Annotated in this window: 12 protein-coding genes; 10 read left to right on the top strand and 2 right to left on the bottom strand. The window is 45.8% G+C overall.

The genetic code is table 11. The features are described from left to right. Window positions 1-162 precede the first annotated feature (162 nt). The 3 genes from A4G99_RS20560 (at window position 163) to A4G99_RS20535 (ending at window position 5,531) form a co-directional block, all read left to right on the top strand. Window positions 163-393 carry a CopG family transcriptional regulator gene (locus A4G99_RS20560; RefSeq protein WP_066147690.1) on the top strand — a complete coding sequence of 77 codons (231 nt, stop codon included), beginning with the start codon at window positions 163-165 and terminating at the stop codon, window positions 391-393. A gap of 1,354 nt (window positions 394-1,747) precedes the next feature. Further along, complete coding sequence (locus tag A4G99_RS20545; protein WP_150123189.1) at window positions 1,748-2,008, top strand: AAA family ATPase; 261 nt, start codon at window positions 1,748-1,750, stop codon at window positions 2,006-2,008. A gap of 322 nt (window positions 2,009-2,330) precedes the next feature. Continuing rightward, window positions 2,331-5,531: a glycoside hydrolase family 38 C-terminal domain-containing protein gene (locus A4G99_RS20535; protein WP_082837972.1), complete on the top strand. Its 3,201-nt coding sequence runs from the start codon at window positions 2,331-2,333 to the stop codon at window positions 5,529-5,531. A gap of 25 nt (window positions 5,532-5,556) precedes the next feature. Here the strand turns inward: A4G99_RS20535 and A4G99_RS20530 are convergent, their stop codons facing one another. Further along, complete coding sequence (locus A4G99_RS20530) at window positions 5,557-7,680, bottom strand: GxGYxYP domain-containing protein (RefSeq protein WP_082837971.1); 2,124 nt, start codon at window positions 7,678-7,680, stop codon at window positions 5,557-5,559. Window positions 7,681-7,852: 172 nt separating this feature from the next. Between A4G99_RS20530 and A4G99_RS20525 the strand changes: the two genes are divergently transcribed. Continuing rightward, window positions 7,853-9,589, top strand: a complete 1,737-nt coding sequence (locus A4G99_RS20525) for a glycoside hydrolase family 2 protein (RefSeq protein ID WP_066147671.1) — start codon at window positions 7,853-7,855, stop codon at window positions 9,587-9,589. Between the two features lie 132 nt (window positions 9,590-9,721). On the opposite strand, the gene A4G99_RS20520 is transcribed toward A4G99_RS20525, so the two are convergent. After that, entirely contained in the window at window positions 9,722-10,786 is a 1,065-nt protein-coding gene (locus A4G99_RS20520) for a TrmB family transcriptional regulator (protein WP_066147668.1), read from the bottom strand. A gap of 337 nt (window positions 10,787-11,123) precedes the next feature. Here A4G99_RS20520 and A4G99_RS20515 point away from each other — a divergent pair, with 337 nt between their 5' ends. The 6 genes from A4G99_RS20515 (at window position 11,124) to A4G99_RS20490 (ending at window position 19,177) form a co-directional block, all read left to right on the top strand. Continuing rightward, on the top strand, window positions 11,124-12,173 hold the full coding sequence (locus A4G99_RS20515; protein ID WP_066147665.1) for a Gfo/Idh/MocA family protein: 1,050 nt from the start codon (window positions 11,124-11,126) through the stop codon (window positions 12,171-12,173). An 87-nt stretch (window positions 12,174-12,260) separates the two neighbouring features. Next, window positions 12,261-12,932: a ThuA domain-containing protein gene (locus A4G99_RS24690; RefSeq protein ID WP_082837970.1), complete on the top strand. Its 672-nt coding sequence runs from the start codon at window positions 12,261-12,263 to the stop codon at window positions 12,930-12,932. 134 nt (window positions 12,933-13,066) lie between these two features. Continuing rightward, a complete protein-coding gene (locus A4G99_RS20505) occupies window positions 13,067-14,836 on the top strand; it encodes an ABC transporter substrate-binding protein (RefSeq protein ID WP_082837969.1) in 1,770 nt (589 codons plus the stop codon). A 96-nt stretch (window positions 14,837-14,932) separates the two neighbouring features. After that, complete coding sequence (locus A4G99_RS20500) at window positions 14,933-15,949, top strand: ABC transporter permease (protein WP_066147658.1); 1,017 nt, start codon at window positions 14,933-14,935, stop codon at window positions 15,947-15,949. Next, on the top strand, window positions 15,936-16,982 hold the full coding sequence (locus tag A4G99_RS20495) for an ABC transporter permease (protein ID WP_190303833.1): 1,047 nt from the start codon (window positions 15,936-15,938) through the stop codon (window positions 16,980-16,982). The genes A4G99_RS20500 and A4G99_RS20495 overlap by 14 nt, the downstream gene beginning before the upstream one ends. Before the next feature lie 14 nt (window positions 16,983-16,996). After that, on the top strand, window positions 16,997-19,177 hold the full coding sequence (locus tag A4G99_RS20490) for an ABC transporter ATP-binding protein (protein WP_066147653.1): 2,181 nt from the start codon (window positions 16,997-16,999) through the stop codon (window positions 19,175-19,177). Window positions 19,178-19,605: the final 428 nt, after the last annotated feature.

Raw genomic sequence — 19,605 nt, 5'->3', positions numbered from 1 at the left:
TGTGCCGTCTCGGCAGCTTCACAGTCAGTGGGTGATTCATTTTCATGCATTTCGAAGATTGTTCCGAGGAAAGAGTAGGAAACAGCAAAACTGGATAAATGATACTACTACACATCGAGAAACTAGCCCGAGAGTTAACTATCTCGAGAACGGATTGTGTCTATGGTCACACTTGAGGTCGCCTTGCCTGACCGCATCGAGAGTGATATTGATCGGCTTGTCGAACAAGGTGATTTTCTCAATCAAGAACAAGCGGTCGAAGAGCTGCTCACACTGGCGATTTCGGCCCAAGACAATGGTAACGAATTCGAAGAGGGGTTGGATGAGGATCTGTTTACGGATGCTGTCGATGAGCAACAGGATCCAGCCGACCAGCACAACGATTCGCTCTAATCTTCCTCACAAAACGAGGAGCAAAGACTGCCTTTCACCTCGAGTTTGATGAGCCAATCGAGGTTTTCTAGTTAATTGTCTCGACTGGCTGGCATCGGCCGGTCTGTCGGGCGACATCCGTAGCATTCTGATGATTCTACGTTCTATATTCTGACCGGGATATATCGGGGTTAGTACGGATTAGATGTAGCCGATCTGCTGGGTAGAATGTCTATATCACTGTTGATGACGAGTGAGCAAACTCAAGCCCGTTAAGCATAGCTACGATCGCTTGAACTCTGCTTAGAGAGAATGGCTCTAGAAGTGATAGGGTGACTATAATGAGAGGTCAATGAAACTTATTATGAGGCAGTCATAAAGGAAGAAGATGAGAATCATTGGAGAATACTCAGAATCATCATTTCACTAAGAATCAATCCCCAATTGGTAGTCGAAATATTGATGAGATTTGTAATGCTGATTGTGAGTGTTTTGACATCATCATTAACTGATCAACGAACGCGATTACAAACTGTATTGATCACTTTAGGGTTGTTTGTGTGTTCTGCTGGGTTTCTTGTTGTGGTAAAACGGTTTGACTTGCCCGTATTCCAATTTCTTCGGTTAGAATATCTTGCAGTCGGACTGCTCACTGACTGTGCAGTGCTTGCCGTCCAGGATCAGAGTCTCCGTCGGGTGTGGCTATTCACCTTAGCGCTCGCAGCAGGATTCGGTATCCATCTCGCTGGCATGGGAATTGGTGGTGAAATGCTAGGTCTTACATTCCGTATTCTGTGGACGATTATTGTTGGGGCCGTAGTTGCCGCTGTTCTTGAGACACTGGGCGGACTACTTGGATTGTGCCTTTTCCGAGTGTCCACTGCTGTCCGCTAATGCTGGGCTGGGGGATTTGCCCACTGTCGGTATTTCCCGTGGGCGCCAACCACGACTCCAAGAAGAATCAGTATGAACGATAAGACTATTAGGATACCCTCTGGAGCTGTGTAAGCTGCAATCACCATCACCCAGACACTAGTTGAGAGCGAGACAATGACAATCAATTCCCATCGTTCCGTGATATCGCGATCAGGAGCCAGTAAATAGGTCATGAGTGCAAAGATGAAGAGATTCCGTCCATACTCGGCAGTATTCGGCCAATAGGTAGTGCCGAGTAGTCGATCACTTATCACTAGACTGCTACCGATAGCAGCAATGCCGATTGTTGTGTAGACAAAAATCCTGAGAGCTCGGGTACCATGAATAGCCATTAAATTTGAATATGTATTCTTAGCTAATATACACTTGTATTGGGGTCAAAGAGATGTTCAGGTAATTGACCCCAAAAAGACAACTCCCAGTGTAGCACAACAAAGACATGGGACAGCAATTTCTTGTCATACTCTCCAGGCCACCAGCCTCTGGCACATCAACGCTCTCTGAAATGCTGGCTGATGAGTGTGGATTCTCGGTCGTGAATGGTGATGATATCTTTCGGGAGATGGCCAAGGATCAGAAGATGACTGTCGCTGAAATCGCTACTGTGGCTGAAGACGATTTCTGCATCGATCGGGAAATCGATGATCGACTCTTGAATTTTCCCGTTATGATATCTATGACGGTCGTACAGAGAGGTTGAAAATCACTGAAACTGAATTTCCATGAGAATTGGTTGGTGCTGGCCATCTGTGTCGACCGGTCTTCCAGGCCACACGGTTTAGAACTGGAAGAAAGGGGTCGCCTATAGAACACCGATCCGAGACTCAACCAATGACACAGAATCCACCCAGCGATACGTCGTTGCTGTTGGATCAAAATATTTATGATTGTCAACCTACGGATCGAGGCGCTCTATCCTTAACAGAGGAGAATTTAAGCATCAGTTATTTGCCCAATTGTCACCCTCATTTTGATTATTTTCTCGCATAATATTTAATACTTGGAATAGAATTTTGATACGCATGCTAGACGTTACGCGATCGAAGAGAGCTAATGATTCGTCGAACTGGCTCCAAGATGTGGCAATACTGGAGTCAGATCCCGTCGACAGCATATCATACTACAAGACTGCTGAGTTCAGAGAACCATCTACTCTCTCATTCTCCGAGTTTTCACCATGTGAAATTGGCTTTCGATGGCATCGCAACCGAAATACGACGTCAAATGACCGTCGGGATGCGGAAACTGATCTTCTCACGGGTGATTTGCTTCCCGATCGGCTTGCACTCGGAGATAACGTCTGGTTCCGTTTGCAGTTTACCATTCCAGAATCGATGAGGGATCACCCAGTTAGCCTCAAATTTCGAGTTGAACCACTTAAACAGCCTACAGAGGCAGAGCAACTTCCTCGATTGGAGGCACTCTGTTACCGGAATGGAGAACCATGGAAGGCGTTCGATGATGGACACGATGAATTACGTTTGACGGACTCGGCAGAAGGTGACGAATCGTTTGACCTTCTGATCGAAGCAGGGACTACAACATTGTGGGGGCTTCTCGATGTCGAAGAATTCGTTCTCGATACTGCCCACATATATGCAGAGCGCAAGAAAGTCAAACTACTCGCCCGAAATTACAACCTACTCAACGATCTCCGCAAGGAGATACCCGAAGAATCGCCGAACTGGAATAAGATCACTCGTGGGCTTGTCGAGGCCAGCCATGCGTTCGCATTTGATGCTGGCGACGAAGCATCATATGAACGAACAGCTTCCAACGCGCTCAGCATTCTTGACGAGCTAAAAGCAGATTTGCGATCGGACCTAACTGGATATGATATCACCGCGGTAGGTCATGCACATATTGACCTTGCTTGGCTCTGGCCTTGGTCCGAGACAACTCGAAAAGGGGCACGATCGTTTTCGAACGTGCTGAAGTTGATGGAGGAGTATCCTGAATTTACGTTCCTTCAGTCACAACCACATCTGTATGAATTCGTCCGCAATCGGTATCCGTCAATTTTTGAAAGAATAGAGTCACAGATCGATACGGGGACTTGGCAGCCAACAGGCGCACTTTGGGTTGAATCAGATATCAATCTCGCCGGTGGTGAAGCATTGGCGAGACAATATTTGCTCGGGAAACGGTATTTCCGTGACAAATTCGATATTGACCCACAGATCACGTTCATTCCAGATGTGTTTGGTTACAGTGGGTCGCTTCCAGAAATCGCTCGTGCCGCCGATTGTCCCTACTTCTTCACCCAAAAATTGAGCTGGAACAACGTCAATGATATCCCATACACCTCTTTCAAATGGGAAGGAATCGGTGGCTCATCGGTTCTCAGCCATTTTCCACCAGCAGATACCTACAATGGGGACATGAGCGTTAAACAGATTCGAGATTCCGTCCTCGAAAACGATGAAAACGATATCGTCGAGGAAACCGCGTATCTCTTTGGTTGGGGTGACGGTGGTGGTGGGCCGACACGAGAGATGATTGAGAACCGGGAAATCATCAACGAAATAGGATCGCTTCCCGACGTCTCTTTTGGGTCGTTACAAGGTTATTTCGATAGACTCTCTGCATCAACTGACGATCTCCCAACGTGGGTCGGCGAATTATATCTCGAAATGCATCGAGGAACGTTGACGACGCAAGCTCGAACCAAACGGAATAACCGAAAAGGAGAGTTCGCTCTCCGAGAAGCAGAACTTTGGTCTTCACTTGCGCTCGCTTACGATGAAGGGTATGAATACCAACATACCAACTTGGAGCAGGCCTGGAAGAGATTACTATTCAACCAATTTCACGACATTCTCCCGGGGTCATCTGTTACAGAGGTATACGCTGATGCTGAACGGGATTATGAGCGCGTATTCGAGACGACTAAATCGGTGACGGATGACGCCTTGAGGAGTCTTGTAACGACCGCTGAATCATCAAACCTCATCTGTGTCACGAACTCATTGTCCTGGGCGCGGGATATGGTTGTAGAGATAGATCCGGAAATGCTCCCGGATGACTTGGAGGAGAATTTAGTTGCTATTTCGAACGATGGGGTCCCATTACCAATTCAACGTTCAGAATCGGGCTCGAATGCCCTATTCGTTCGAACGAATGAGGTTCCCGCACTCGGGACGACAACGATCGAAATCATCGAAGGAGAACCAGCATTTGAGAATGATCCGTTGACGGTTTCCTCATCGCATATCGAGAATGCCCAGCTACGTGTTGACCTGAACGATGATGGCACAATTACCTGCTACGATAAACAGGCGAGTCGAGAGATATTATCCAAGCCGGGTAATCGGTTTGTGAGTTATCGAGACCATCCCGAAGCCTGGGATGCATGGGATATCGACCAGGACGTAACTGCCGTCGGTGACGAATTGAGTCCCCCAGTCGAAACGGACATCATCGAATCTGGGCCTGTCAAAGCGACGATTCGACAGAAACGAGAGTTCGAGGAGTCTACCCTAATCCAAGACATTTCGCTGGAACGGGGGGAAGGACGGATTGATTTCCAAACGGACGTCGATTGGCATGAGGAGGAACGATTGTTGAAGGTCCATTTCCCGATAAACGTCCATACGAACACTGCAACCTATGATATTCAATTTGGCCACATCGAACGGGAGACGCACGAAAATACGTCATGGGACGAGGCGGTTTTCGAAGAGCCACATCAATACTGGGTCGATGTTTCAGAGCATGAGTATGGCGTATCGGTAATGAATGATTGCAAGTATGGTGTTCACGTCGATGACGCGGATATCGGGTTGTCACTATTACGTGCACCGAATTCACCTGATCCCGAAGCGGATCGCGGTCATCATCAATTCCAATACTCCCTCTATCCGCACAGTGGATCCCTTCAAGAAGGCTCTGTCGTCGAAACAGGCTATGAGATAAATGTCCCATCTTTTATTCGCCCGGTCAAAGAGCGTACCGAGCACGCACCGATTGAAATAAATGGCGAGGGTGTAGTCATCGAGTCGATCAAACGGGCGGAAGACTATGATGATGCACTCGTCATCCGTCTCTACGAAGCCTGGGGAAGACAGACCGAGGCCACACTCGAATTTGACTTTCCGGTGCAGGCAGCATCGACGATGAATCTTATCGAGGATGAAAAATCGAACCTGTCCCTCTCGAATCCGGGTACCGTCGATCTGCCGTTTGATCCCTTCGATATCAAAACAATTCTCGTTAAGCTGTAGTCGTCAACCGACACTGATCTTTATTTCACTGATCACCTTCCTCCCAGACCAAATCGAAGAAATCGTCGCTAGTTACGATCTCGTATTCGGACCCAAGATCTTCAAGCCCTTCCACGACTTCGGTGGGAGTCAGGTTCCACGCAAGGAGACCGATGGCGATGAAGACTGGTGATTCCCCGTTCCAGTCGTCGGGTGTTTCCGATTCGATTACGTCGACAAGCCGATCTGCATCGCTAACGAGGGGACCGGCAGCTCGGGCAAGTCGATCATTAAGGATGTCGGTCTCCGCTGGAACTTCACCGCCGAAATTGAGCGTGACCCCTTTTGGATTGATATCTTCCGCATATTGGTTGATGGTTTCGGCACTTAGGGACACGTTCTCGCCACTTTCACGATCCAACATATATATGGTATTGAGATCAGTCCGTCGCATATAGCGTGCTGTCTGTTTCGTGAATTCCTCCAGCGTTTCATCTGGCCACGGACGTGGATACATATATCCAAGACCGGATGGACCACAGGTCAAGTGGTCGTTTTCAGTTGCGGTGCGCTGGTAGTGTGACAGGATCGACGGAGCTGCGTCCGCTAATTGTGGTGATGTTGACCAATTTATCGGTATTTCACCACGAGCGTCATCATCCCAGAGGTATCGCATTCGATGTTGATTATATTGTAGGTTGTCTCCTTCGGTATACGTAAGAGTAACATACACCTTGTTCTCCAGCTGAGGACAATCAGCTCCCCAATGATAATGCCGACAGCCAACGTTTGCGTTCACACCGGAGAAGACAGTCATATTGTCAAAATAATCGGTTGCCCCAACATAGACTGAATTCTGTGAACACTGCTCGACGCCACTTACTTCTCCCTCGAAATCACTACCGAACCACCCAAGGTAGGGACTGTTTGGTTCCAATCTATCGAGAACCGTCCCAAACAGATCCTGTATATCCCCATTAGGCCACAGCGTCAAGGCCCGTGTTGCAACCGCATAATCGCGGAATTTCGAGAATGGCTTGAACACAGTCTCGGATGGATCGGGGGGCGTGGTAGTCGTTGCTGCAACTTCAAACTGATTTTCCATTTCTATGTAGGCGGTCAATCCCGTCGCCTCAGTGGGCGTCTGAAATTTATAGATAAAGTAGGCACCCATGTCTGCGAATCTTAATTTCAAATTTTCTTTTACTTTCGAATTGTTTGGATCATATAGATATTGATCTTCATCATCAGTAGTAGGCTGGAAGTCGGCGACAGTATTACCAGTATGCGTTTCTACACGAATGCTGTACACTCCTGGGCCCCAACCATCATCCTCGAACGCATCATCGAATCGGAGGTAGAAAGCGTTACTACCGAGATACGAAGAAAGATCAACTTCATACACATCGTGGTTCGAACTGTCTCGTATTTGGTTGCTTTCAGCCAAGACTACATCATAATAGTCTTGACGTTCACTTGGGATCTCCTCGACTGGTACATCATCACCACCAGATAAACCAACGATATGCCGATCACTTGTCTCTGACCAATATTCATCCAGTTGCCATTGATACGCAGTCTGTGCATCATCGAACTTTCCACGGAGATCCCGTAGATCGAGATGATCGTACTTATTGATCAACTCCATCCCTAGTTTATGATCGGTGACAACCCCGTCTTCTACCCCTGCGATCGTGGTACCCACATTAACGGATGCAGGAACATCTGGATCATACACGATCACTGTTCTGATCTCGTCAATATAGTCGTCGATAACGGACTGGATCTCACTTTCGGTGTTGTGAACAGTATAATCGACATCGAACTCGCTAATCCAAGTATGTGGTCCTTCTTCAAAGTCAGTAATGATGTATATACGGGGTCGTTTTCGATTCACTACTCCTTGTAATGTAGTGAGAAATAGATGGCTAAACTCCACTTCACGGATGTCAAGAACATCCAGGTATTTCGCCTTCCGAAACTTGGGTAGAGCTTGGTTCTTCGGCCATGTGATCCCCTTGTACATGGGATGACCGTTTTCACTTGTCGCAGTACCAGACGCAATGCCGGATATTCCAAGCGCTGATGATGCGCTGACTCCCCACATGAATTGACGTCGGTTAAATTCGAAGCTGTTCTCTGTACTGTCGTATGACTGATTGCGGTCCATTTGCTGAGCTCCAAACCATATAAGTGATTAAATCATATTAATTTTTTTATAGAATTAATATATTATTAGCCTAGTAGGTCAGTGTCAAAGCGTCAAATCTGTATTTTGAGTACGTATTAGATCCTAATGGTCCGATAAGTTTAGACCGTCTCCGGTACTAATCCAACTGAAGATGTCATCCGATACAGTTCCAAGAACGGAGTATCCGCGTCCACAACTTCGACGTGATAATTGGAGAACAATAAATGGCGAGTGGGAATTCGAGATCGATCATGGTAACTCGGGACGATCCCGTGGACTTCCAACAGCCGATTCCCTCGAACGAACGATCACCGTCCCGTTCCCACCGGAGAGTAAACTCTCTGGGATCAACTACTGTGATTTTATGCAGGCAGTCTGGTATCGACGTGAGATTGAAATCACTGAGGCTGATCTCGATAGTCGTCTACATCTTCACTTCGGTGCTGTGGACTACGAAACTGAGGTCTGGATAAACGGTGAATCTGTGGGAACACATCGTGGCGGTTACACACCGTTTACGTTCGACATTACTGACTACGTCAAAGTTGGACGAAATGTGATCACTGTCTGTGCCGAAGATGATGTACGATCAGGAAATCAACCAGCTGGTAAACAGAGCCGTCAATATGAATCTGAAGGACCTAACTATACTCGGATCACTGGAATCTGGCAATCCACCTGGTTGGAATCAGTGCCCGATACATACATCGATGATCTACAGCTCGATACAAACTCTACTACTGGGGAAATATATGCGACAGTCTCAATTTCCGGTGAGAATCGGGGATTGGAGTTAGAGATTGAGACAACCTTTGGAGACAAAGTTGTTGGTAGAAGTTCGATGGCTATCGAAGGAACGACGAGTCGATGTTCAATTAACCTGGATGAGATTCATTTATGGACTCCAGAATCTCCGAATCTATACGATCTCACACTCCAACTTTGTCGTAATGGAAAGGTGGTGGACGAAGTTGAAAGCTATACTGGGCTACGTTCCGTCAATGTGAAGGACGGAGTCGTACACCTTAATGGCGAGCCTCGATTTCAAAGATTAGTCCTTGACCAAGGATACTATCGGGATGGTCTCTATACAGCACCGTCCGACGATGCGCTCATAACCGATATAAATCTTGCAAAAGACCTTGGTTTTGATGGAGCACGGCTCCACGAGAAGGTATTCGAGCCTCGGTTTCTATACCATGCAGATCGGTTGGGCTACCTTGTATGGGGAGAGCACGCTAACTGGGGATTAGACCACACGGATCCATCGAATCTTAGTCCGTTTCTGCAAGAGTGGATCGAAGTCCTTGAACGAGACTATAACCACCCGTCACTCGTTGGCTGGACACCATTCAATGAAACACCACCTGATCAGAACAACGACTTACTTCGCACAGTGTACCGTACTACGAAGGCAATCGATCCAACGCGACCGGTGATCGATACGAGTGGTTACATCCATGTAGAGACTGATCTACTCGATATCCATGATTACACTCAGGACGTGGACCAATTTCGTGAGCGGTATGAGTGCATCGCAGAGGGCAACGAACTCCAGGTCGATTATGGAGATAAAGAATATGCGAACGAATTGAGTTTTGTTAGCGAGTATGGCGGTATCTGGTGGAATCCCGATAACGAGGAAGGTTGGGGATATGGGAATCGTCCTGAAAGCATTGACGACTTTCTAGATCGATACCGTGGCCTCACTGAGGCACTTCTCGAAAACGAGGGGATTGGCTTATTCTGCTACACTCAACTCTATGATATCGAACAAGAAGTTAACGGTCTACTCACCTACGATCGCGAACCGAAGTTTGATCCCGAAACGATGCAAGAAATCCGGAGTATAAATAAACAGTCTGCCGCTGTCGAAGCTCGGAAATAGGAATTCGATCCACACGTTCCTGATCGTTTCCAAACTGTATTGGGGCCATCAATTACAGACATGACTCGCGTTCTTCCAGATGTTGTAAACCGTTCTAGCTCACCCAAATTAGAACTGTGTAATATTAATTCATTAGATTGAATCCAGGGTGATTTTATATGCACCGTAATCCTCCAGATATGCATCTGGGCCACCAATGCTTACTATGTCACCGTCTTCAAGATTGATCCTAAAAGTACATTTTCCGATATCGGATGTAGTGAAGGGATTAACGATACGTTGCTCAATATCAACTATTTGTCCGACGATCTGCGACTTGTCTCCACTTTCTCCAACTCGATGAGCTTCGATAATTGCTTTCAGCGATGTCCCCGCTTGAGAGTGTAAAGACGCCTGAAAAACGGCATGTTTTAGATTCCAAAACGTCTGAGGGAGCTCACATGCAGTCTTCACAAACACTTCGTTCCCAAGATTCCAATCGGTATTCAAGATGGATTTTGAAATTATCGGTTCGATATATGATTGTCCCAGTCGAACTGCATGGACGTGATGATTCGGTTGTGTAATTACCCCACGTGGTGCAACAAGAGCACACGAGTGGTCTACAGAGACTATTACCGGAATTTCGACTTCACGTACGCGTACGATGTGAGCAAGTGGATCTAACTCAATGTTAGATAGATCAATCTGTTTATCTCCGGTTTTAAAGATTAACAGTAGTACAAACACACCTCTGTTAACGGCAGCTTTGAGAGAGTCGGACAACGTAGAGATTAGTGTTGCAGGGATGGTAACTATCACCTGTCCCTCTGCGTTCTGTAAGATCTGGCGTATACGCTTGATCACCGTTTTCCTCGATTTCAGAACCTCGAAAGAATCGGCTGGTGAAGCTTCTGTATTGATGGTGGCTTCCAGCTTGTCGCGCATTCTATCTGCCGTAGAGGTGATATCTTCATAGATTTGCTCCGGGGGGGTTGGTTGAATGACTGTTGGGGTAATATAGTCATTTATCTTCACAAATCCACGCTCTTCTAATTTTTCTACGAGCGTATAAACGTGTCTTCTAGAGACATCTGCACGGCATGATATCTCATTTACTGTCGTCGGTCCTTCATCTATTAACACTAAGTATACATCAATCTCTTTATTCTGTAATCCAAACCGTGTTAGAAGTGATTTGAGATCGCCGTCGAGCATATCGCTTTATTTCCCTAGACACTATATAAACCCTTTTGTTAAACAGATGATGACAGTTTTAGCACTGTGCCGGGAGAATTACAGACATAGTATTGTAATACACACGCCCCTCGTTCGGTGAACTCGAATTTCTCACATCCAATCGTTAAGAATCAACCGCTACGAGACGTAGTCATCCGGGTGAAGGCAGGACAATCCAATAGAATAGCAGGGACAAACTACAAATTTGACTTTATTGGTAATTAATATAGTTATGTATTTAATATATTAATTTAAGTTTGTATCTTATTTCAATTATAATCGGTATGTTTTTATCTCCGTATGGTTCGCTATATGCATGGCTGTCAAACTAGGCGCGATAGGTATCGGTGGATTAGGCCATCTACAAAGCCAAGTCTGCACCGAACTCAACGATATCCAGCTCGTCGGTGGTGCGGATATTGATGAAAGTAGCCGCAAAAAATTTGAGAACGATTTCGGAGTCCCAGCATACGAAGACTACCACGAGTTACTTGACGAACACGAATCCGAGCTTGATGCGATCAACATAGTCACTCCGCACTCACTGCATTTTGAACAGGCGATGGCATGTCTCGAGAGAGGGCTTCATGTCCACTTAGAAAAGCCGATGGTCATCTCGACTAAACAGGCAGTGGCGTTGAATAGATATGCTGATGAGAATAACTTAGTACTTCAAATCGGTTATCAACGCCATTTCCATCCGGCATATCAAGAAATTCGACGTGTGATTGACTCTGGTCGAATAGGAAAGGTACACATGGTCGCTTGCTACTTGGCCCAAAATTGGATAAAATCGATTGGCGGTACATGGAGAACCAACCCTGCACTCTCTGGTGGTGGTCAACTGATAGATTCAGGCTCACACTTGCTCGATGTCCTCCTTTGGACTACTGATACATCTCCACGAGCAGTAACAGCTGTTACCGATAATTGGGACCAAGATGTAGACGTCAATAGCGCAGTTTCCGCCCAACTACGGACAAACAATGGACAGCAAATCATTGCGAGTATTGGTGTCTCAGGAGACGGCAGCTCCTTTGAAGAGCAGATTACTATCTGGGGGACTGATGGACATATCGAGTATAACGATGGCAATTTGCTCGTTACCGAACGAGGGAACGACTACGTAACTTCGTTCGAAGATCCGGATTATAAAACCCTCACAGCAAAGAAATTCAATTCGTTCTCTGATGCAATCTTATCCGGTTCCTCCCCGGCAGTGCCCGGTCAGTTTGGTCTTCGAGTCACGCGTTTAACCGAAGCTGCGTTCATATCGAGTACGATTGGCGAGACGGTCGACGCTGCTTCCCTTCCGTGGGATGAAAAAGAGAGAGAAGAGATAGGAATCAGTTCAAGAACGGATTAAATATCTAAAATCATATTAAAAGTTTTTTAAATAATATATTTAGAGGCGAACAATTAAGTTAATACGAGATAGCCATAGAGTTGTGTTATGAAACGACAATCCATCCACGCGGCAGTCTGGTCTGAAGGAACTACTCCACTCGATGTTTACCCAAACGATGTCAATACAACCATCGCTGAACACCTCAATGAAAATCGTGACATCGTAGCGAAGGCGATTTCTATAAACGACGATGAACAGGGAGTTAGTAACGATTTACTAGATTGGTGCGATGTAATTCTTTGGTGGGGCCATCTACGTCACGATGACGTTTCTGAAAAGACGGTTAATCGAGTTGAGCAGTGCGTACGTGAGAAAGGGGCCGGCTATATCGGCCTCCACTCTGGTCACTACGCAAAACCGTATAAACGCTTAATTGGCACGTCTGGCGATCTTGGTGCTGTTCGAAACGAGCAAGAGAAGGAAGAAATTGAGGTTGTTTCGCCATCACACCCGATAGCAACCGGGATAGACGACTTCTCGTTACCGAAGGTAGAAATGTTCGGAGAGCCCTACGATATCCCTGAACCCGATCAAGTCATTTTCGAGAGTAGCTTTGAAGATGGTGGTGAGTTTCGGTCAGGCGTTACGTTTACGTTTGGAGCAGGTCGTGGATTCTATTTCCGACCTGGTCACGAGGAATTCCGGATCTACCACGACCCAACTATCCAGCAAATACTTACTAATGCTACACGGTGGGCAGCAAATAGGTCCGATTGAAGCGTTATTGTTTGATCTATTCAACAGAATCGCCACCGGACAGATCTATTTCATCTCAATGCTATAAATAATAATTTAGATAATATTAATTTTTAGTGGCAAACGTATATATATGATAAGTATGTACATTAATCATGGTCGGACCAGAACGACAGAGCAAATCAACATTAGTGACGAGGCGGAAAATACTAGCAGGCAGTGCTGCAGGTATCGCCACTAGTATCGCAGGATGCAGTCAATCGGACCCAGCAAGCCCAAGTGGATCAAATGGTGGTGGTGGCTCGAAAGGGGCTGTGTTCACAAACGCAAATTGGACGGTACCAACGGACGCCCAGTGGAACCCATACAATCTCTCAAATTGGCCGGTTTCGTTAGTGAATATTGTTTATGATTCGTTTGCGGAGTTCAATGATAACACAAAGGGGTTCGAGCCTGCACTAGCAAAAAAATGGACCGTCAATGGAGATATGATGACGGTTTCCTTACGAAAACAGACCTGGCACAATGGTGACCAAGTCACTGCAAACGATGTTGTAGTCCAGTATCGTCTCGCCAAATATGAGGGGGATCTGGTTTGGAATTATCTCGATGCAGTCACTGCCAAGGATGACTCTACCGTTCAATTCAAACTTATTGGTGAGCTCAACCCTACTGTTATCAAACGGTATATCCTCCCAACTCGGGTCCATGCACCTGCATACGTATTTAAAGAATATCTGAATAAAATCGAAAACGCTTCAGAAGGAGACGAGCGCGACAAGGCGATAGCTAACCTACTCAATTACGCTCGTGAGAAACCAACCGGAAATGGCCCATATAAGGTAGACAAGACAACTAACAGCAAATTTGAACTGAGTGTCTACAAGGATCATCCGTGGGCAGATGACATCAGTGTAAAAAATTATGAATTTAAATACGCAAGTGGCAACCAGGACCGCTGGGCGTCTCTCTCTTCTGGAAATATAGATGGATACGGAAGCACTTACGTTCCACCAGACGTTTATAAAAGCTTACCAGATTCAATCCGTGAAGTCAATTTCACCCAATATGCCGATTTTGCATTGGTGTTCAATCATGATGATGAGGACTTTGGCAAGCGGAAGGTTCGACAAGCACTCGCACACATCATCGATCGAAAAACAGTTGCGAACAACGTCGGTCCACGAACGAGAAAACCAATCAAGGTCCCCACTGGGACGTCACCTTTCGCCACAAAGAAGTACCTACCAAGTAGCGTCGTCGATTCGTTAAATAAGTATGAAACAAACGAAGAGAAAGCGACGAAGCTGCTTCAAGAAGCGGGGTATAGCAAAGAAGGAAACAAGTGGGTGCGTGGAGATGGAAAACCGCTCAAGGCACCAATCAAAGTTGATTCTGGATTGAGTGATTACGTTAGTGGTGTCCAGACTATCGTTCCCCAATTGAAATCGTTTGGAATACAGGCGGAGCTGAAGACGATAGAAGGAGTAAGCCTCAGTAAGCAAATCCGAAACAGTGATTTCAGATTGCAGGGGGATAGCTGGGGAGAATGGAACGAGTCGTATCCATTCTTCGATTACAGGAGTGCGTTTGTCAGTCAAGATATGGTTGAATGGCGAAACCTCCCCGATCAAGTCACGGTCCCATGGCCTCCAGAAAATCCAAATGGTGAAAAGAAAGTCAAGCCGTCAAAGATGGTAATTGAGTTGTCTGAAACGACGAGTAAGGAAAAACAGCAAAAGCTGCTTGGTCAGCTTGCTTGGATCTATAACATTACTTTGCCGAAGTTGCAGATGTCTGAAAGGATGGACCAAGCGTGGATAAACGAAAAAGACTGGGATGTCCCGTCTAACGATGAAGACGTAATGGGTGTTCGATTCCCTGCCTTTTGGGCTGTGAAGACTGGTGCTATTTCTCCCAAATAAAAGTTGAATCATAGATATCTTTATTTAAAATTAATTTATATAATATTTTTTTAGGAAATGCATAAATACAATATACGTACATTATATTGGTAAGATATGACTAGACACATTGTGGAACGAGCTGCGCAAGCGATCTTTACGGTATTCATTGTTTGCACACTGTCATTTGGATTGATTCGATTATTACCGGGTGGACCGATGGATTCCATACGGGCGAAGATGATGCAATCCCGAAGTGGCAGTATGAGCATGTCCCAGGTGAACAGGTTAGTCGAAGTTTACACCAATGTGCAACCTCAGAAACCAATTTATATACAATATGTGGATTACATGTCGTCTCTACTTACCGGGAATCTCGGTAAGTCGATCTTTTACAACGGAGAGAGTGTCTCAAGTATAATCGCGGCAGCGTTACCTTGGACCGTTTTTATCATGGCAATTTCGTTACTCCTGACGTTTACCATCGGGATTAGTCTTGGAGCAGTAATGGGCTATCTTGAGGGTAGTAGATTTGACAGCGTTGCAACCATGATATCAACTCTGTTCAATTCAATACCATACTACATTGCAGCCGTAGTATTAGTATACGTTCTTGGATATCAGCTATCGTGGTTTCCAACCGGCGGTCGAGTCTCGTCGGATGTGGCACCCGGAACTCTCCCGTTCTTTCAAAGTGCACTCTTTCATGCAGCACTTCCAATATTCTCTCTCGTACTGACTGGCTTCGGGGTGCAAGCTCTCTCAATGCGTGGGAATAGTATACGCATTCTCGGTGAAGACTATCTCAGAGTTGCTCGACTACGCGGGCTTTCGACACGGCAGATCGCACTCCGATACGTTGGTCGAAATGCAATACTCCCGATGTACACCGGCTTGATGATCTCGATCGGATTCATGTTTGGTGGATCGGTTATTCTGGAACAGATATTCAAATATCAAGGAGTAGGATATTATATGTATGCAGCAATTGATTCACGCGATTATTCGCTCATGTTAGGTGCATTCTTGATCATCACGATTGCTGTCGTTCTGGGTATATTCATCGCAGATATGACGTATGAGAAAGTTGATCCGCGTGCTGGTACAGGAGGTGGCAACCGTGAGTCCTACTGAAAAGAGGACAGATGGTGGGAATGCGGACGCGTCTGACTTGCCGTTCGAGCAATTGTCTCCAGATACGATGACTCGTGGAGAACGATATCGATCAACAATACAAGAATGGGTAATTGCTCCTATTCAGATCATTTGGAGTGATCGACGAGCTCGGGTTGGATCGATAATTATTCTATTTTATATTCTCATGGGAACTGTGGGCGTCATGTTGGTACCTCCAACACAACCAGGTGATGGGGCCCAGCTAATAAAACCGTTCCAGAATTTTGCACACCCCCTTGGGACTGACAATCTTGGAGATGACCTTCTAGCGAGGACAATTCATGCAACCCCAGCGATGCTCGAGATGATTACAGCTGGTGCTTTATTCACAACAGTATTGGCTACTATTGTCGGAGCGCTCTCGGGATACAAGGGAGGAAACATCGATCGGATTTTGATGACGATAACAGACATTCTAATCACAATTCCGGGGCTTCCGTTAGTTATTGTAATCGCTGTGATTCTCAATCCGAAGGAACCATGGATGGTAGGAATTATTCTCACGATCAATGCATGGGCAGGACTCGCACGAGCGATCCGTTCTCAAGTACTAACACTGCGGAATGAGTCGTTTGTAGAAGCCTCTAGATTGATGGGAATCTCCACTCCAACAATCATTTTAAAGGATATTGTACCAGGGTTGATGCCATATATTACCGTGAATTTCGTGAATTCGGCACGTGGGGTAATATTCAGCTCCGTTGCATTGTATTTCCTCGGGATATTACCGTTTACTAACCGCAATTGGGGAGTAATGTTGAATTTGGCCTACAGTACCGGAGGAGCACTTTATAGTATCAACATCATCCACTGGTTGTTGGTTCCTATGATTACGATTATTCTATTATCTCTCGGGTTGATACTATTTGCACAAGGTACTGATAGGATATTCAACCCTCGTGTGAGGGCTCGCCATATGACAGTTAATACCGAACAGTTCGAAGAAGACGGTGAAAGTAGAATCACCACCGAATCACAAATCAAAAATTAAATCAGAATAAACAAATGTCGAATTACAACATCACCTCGCAAAGTCAAAACGACTCGTCACTGATTGAGAGCCCTCGAAACGATGAAAGCGTTATCATGGAAATGAGGGGCGCAAATGTTAGCTTCGATATGGATAGGGGAGAATCACGCGTTCTTCACGATGTCGATCTCGATATTTATCGTGACGAAATTATCGGGATCGTCGGTGAAAGCGGTAGTGGAAAATCGATGTTAGCATCAGCTCTTCTGGATGCCGTCGTAAAACCAGGAGAGCTGTCCGGTAGTATAACTTACCATCCAGAAGAAGGGGATACTATCGATATTCTCGATCTGACTGAAAACCAACTCAAAAGACTTCGGTGGGAAGAAATTGCTATGGTTTTCCAAGGGGCTCAAAGTTCGTTCAACCCGACGATATCCATTCGAACTCATTTCGAGGAAACAATGAGAGCACACGATTATAATATTGAAAAGGGAATGGACAATGCTCATGAGTTACTGTCCGATCTTTATCTTCAGCCGGATCGGGTGTTGGATTGCTATCCTCACGAGCTCAGTGGTGGCATGAAACAACGTGTTCTTATCGCGCTCAGCCTGGTTCTTGAACCAAGCGTACTAGTTATGGATGAGCCAACTGCAGCATTGGATTTGCTGATGCAAAGATCGATACTTCAATTAATCGAAAATCTCCAACAGAAATACGATCTAACGGTGATTTTCATCACCCACGATTTACCGCTTGTCGCTGGATTAGCCGACAGGTTAGCGGTCATGTATGCATTCGAGCTGGTCGAAATCGGTTCCGCTGATGAACTAATTAGACATCCATCGCATCCATATACCCGTGCACTCCTCCGTGCAGTACCGAATCTAGAGATTCCATTGTCAGAAATGAGTCCCATTGAGGGGTCTGCCCCAGATCCAGTGAATGTACCAAGAGGTTGTTCGTATCACCCTCGGTGTCCATTGGCAGACGCCCAGTGTACTGATATGGCACCTTCATTCGACACAGTTACAGACGAACATCAAGCAGCGTGTTTCCACTGGGAAGAAGCAGAAAGTGAGATCCCATTAGCGTATGAGGGTGATCGAGCCGAAGAGATATCGAACTACGAAGGGGAACAATCAGAGAACCACGTTGTTTCGATGCAGGATGTAGAAGTCTATTTTGAACAAAAACAGGGTCTATTCCAAAGTCTGTTTGCCGATCCAGACGAGGTCCATGCTGTCGATGGCATCAACCTCGACATATATGAAAACGATGTAGTCGCATTAGTCGGGGAAAGTGGATGCGGAAAAACAACGCTCGGGAAGACCGCCATTGCTGCCCAGCGACCGACAAACGGATCGATCACGTACCGTGGTCAAGATGTTTGGGATATCAAAGACGATGTCGGGGATACCACCATTGCTTACGAAGAGATTCGTCGAAACCTACAGATGGTTCACCAAGATCCGGGTAGTTCTCTCAATCCGAATCGTAAGATAAAGGCAAGTCTTGAAGCACCGTTGAAACGATGGAAATCAAATATGGGCCAAGAGGATCGGCAAGCCCGCGTTTTGAGTATGCTGGAGTATGTGGGAATGGCTCCACCGGAGGATTACGCTCAACGATATCCTCATCAACTTAGCGGAGGTGAAAAACAACGAGTTGCTCTTATTCGGGCAATGTTGCTGAATCCAGATGTCATTTTAGCTGACGAAGCAGTAAGCGCGTTGGACGTCTCGCTGCGTGTCGAGATGATGGATTTGATGTTGGACCTACAGGATCTCTTCGACACATCGTATCTCTTTATTTCACACAATCTATCAAATGCCAGATATTTCGCCGGGAAGAGTGGTGGTCGGATCGGAGTTATGTATCTCGGTGAAATCGTGGAGATCGGACCGGCGGAAGAAATCATTAAAAATCCGCAACACCCATATACAAAAGTCCTGATGTGGTCGACGACCGACTTGGATATTGATACTGAAAGCGGTGACCCTCCGATAGAAGGTATAGATATCCCCGATCCGGTAAATCCTCCTGGTGGCTGTCGTTTCCATACGAGATGCCCTCAGGCTAGGGAGATATGTAAACACGAAACACCATCGCTTGGAGGAGGAAACGATCTGGACCACGGGGTCAGCTGCTTTAGAGCATATAGAGAAAACCATCCCTATTGGGGAAGTGAAAAGATAGAGAATGATCTGTAGTTGAAAGATCCGAGTTATATATTTGTCTTGTGCCAATCGAAAGTCTGCAACTCATTTACCAAGATAGGTATTAAGCATTATTAGCACAAAGAGTTGCTTTAGACGATGATGGAGAAGTTTTGGAAAGTTGTTTGTGCTACCGGCCCCGCGATAAAAATCGCGCTTAATATAATAATTGTCCTAATCTTACTATCCATATATTCCTTCCTGATAGTTTCTCCAGATACAGGGTCGTATTACCTTACCCTCGCAAACATTACCATTCTTGTCATATTACTGGTATTTGTCTTGTACTCTATTTGGCGCTGTGACAAATTATCCGATATTGAAAATGGCTAACTCTAGTAAATAGTGTGGCGATGATAAATCACCACTTACTTCTCTTCATCGATCATTCTCACCAAAAGTATATAACTCATGCATGAATA

It is taken from the genome of Haladaptatus sp. R4, from assembly GCF_001625445.1.
In the GTDB taxonomy this organism is placed as follows: domain Archaea; phylum Halobacteriota; class Halobacteria; order Halobacteriales; family Haladaptataceae; genus Haladaptatus.
Note: the sequence above shows the minus strand (reverse complement) of the source record. Positions and strands in the feature narration are given on the sequence as shown.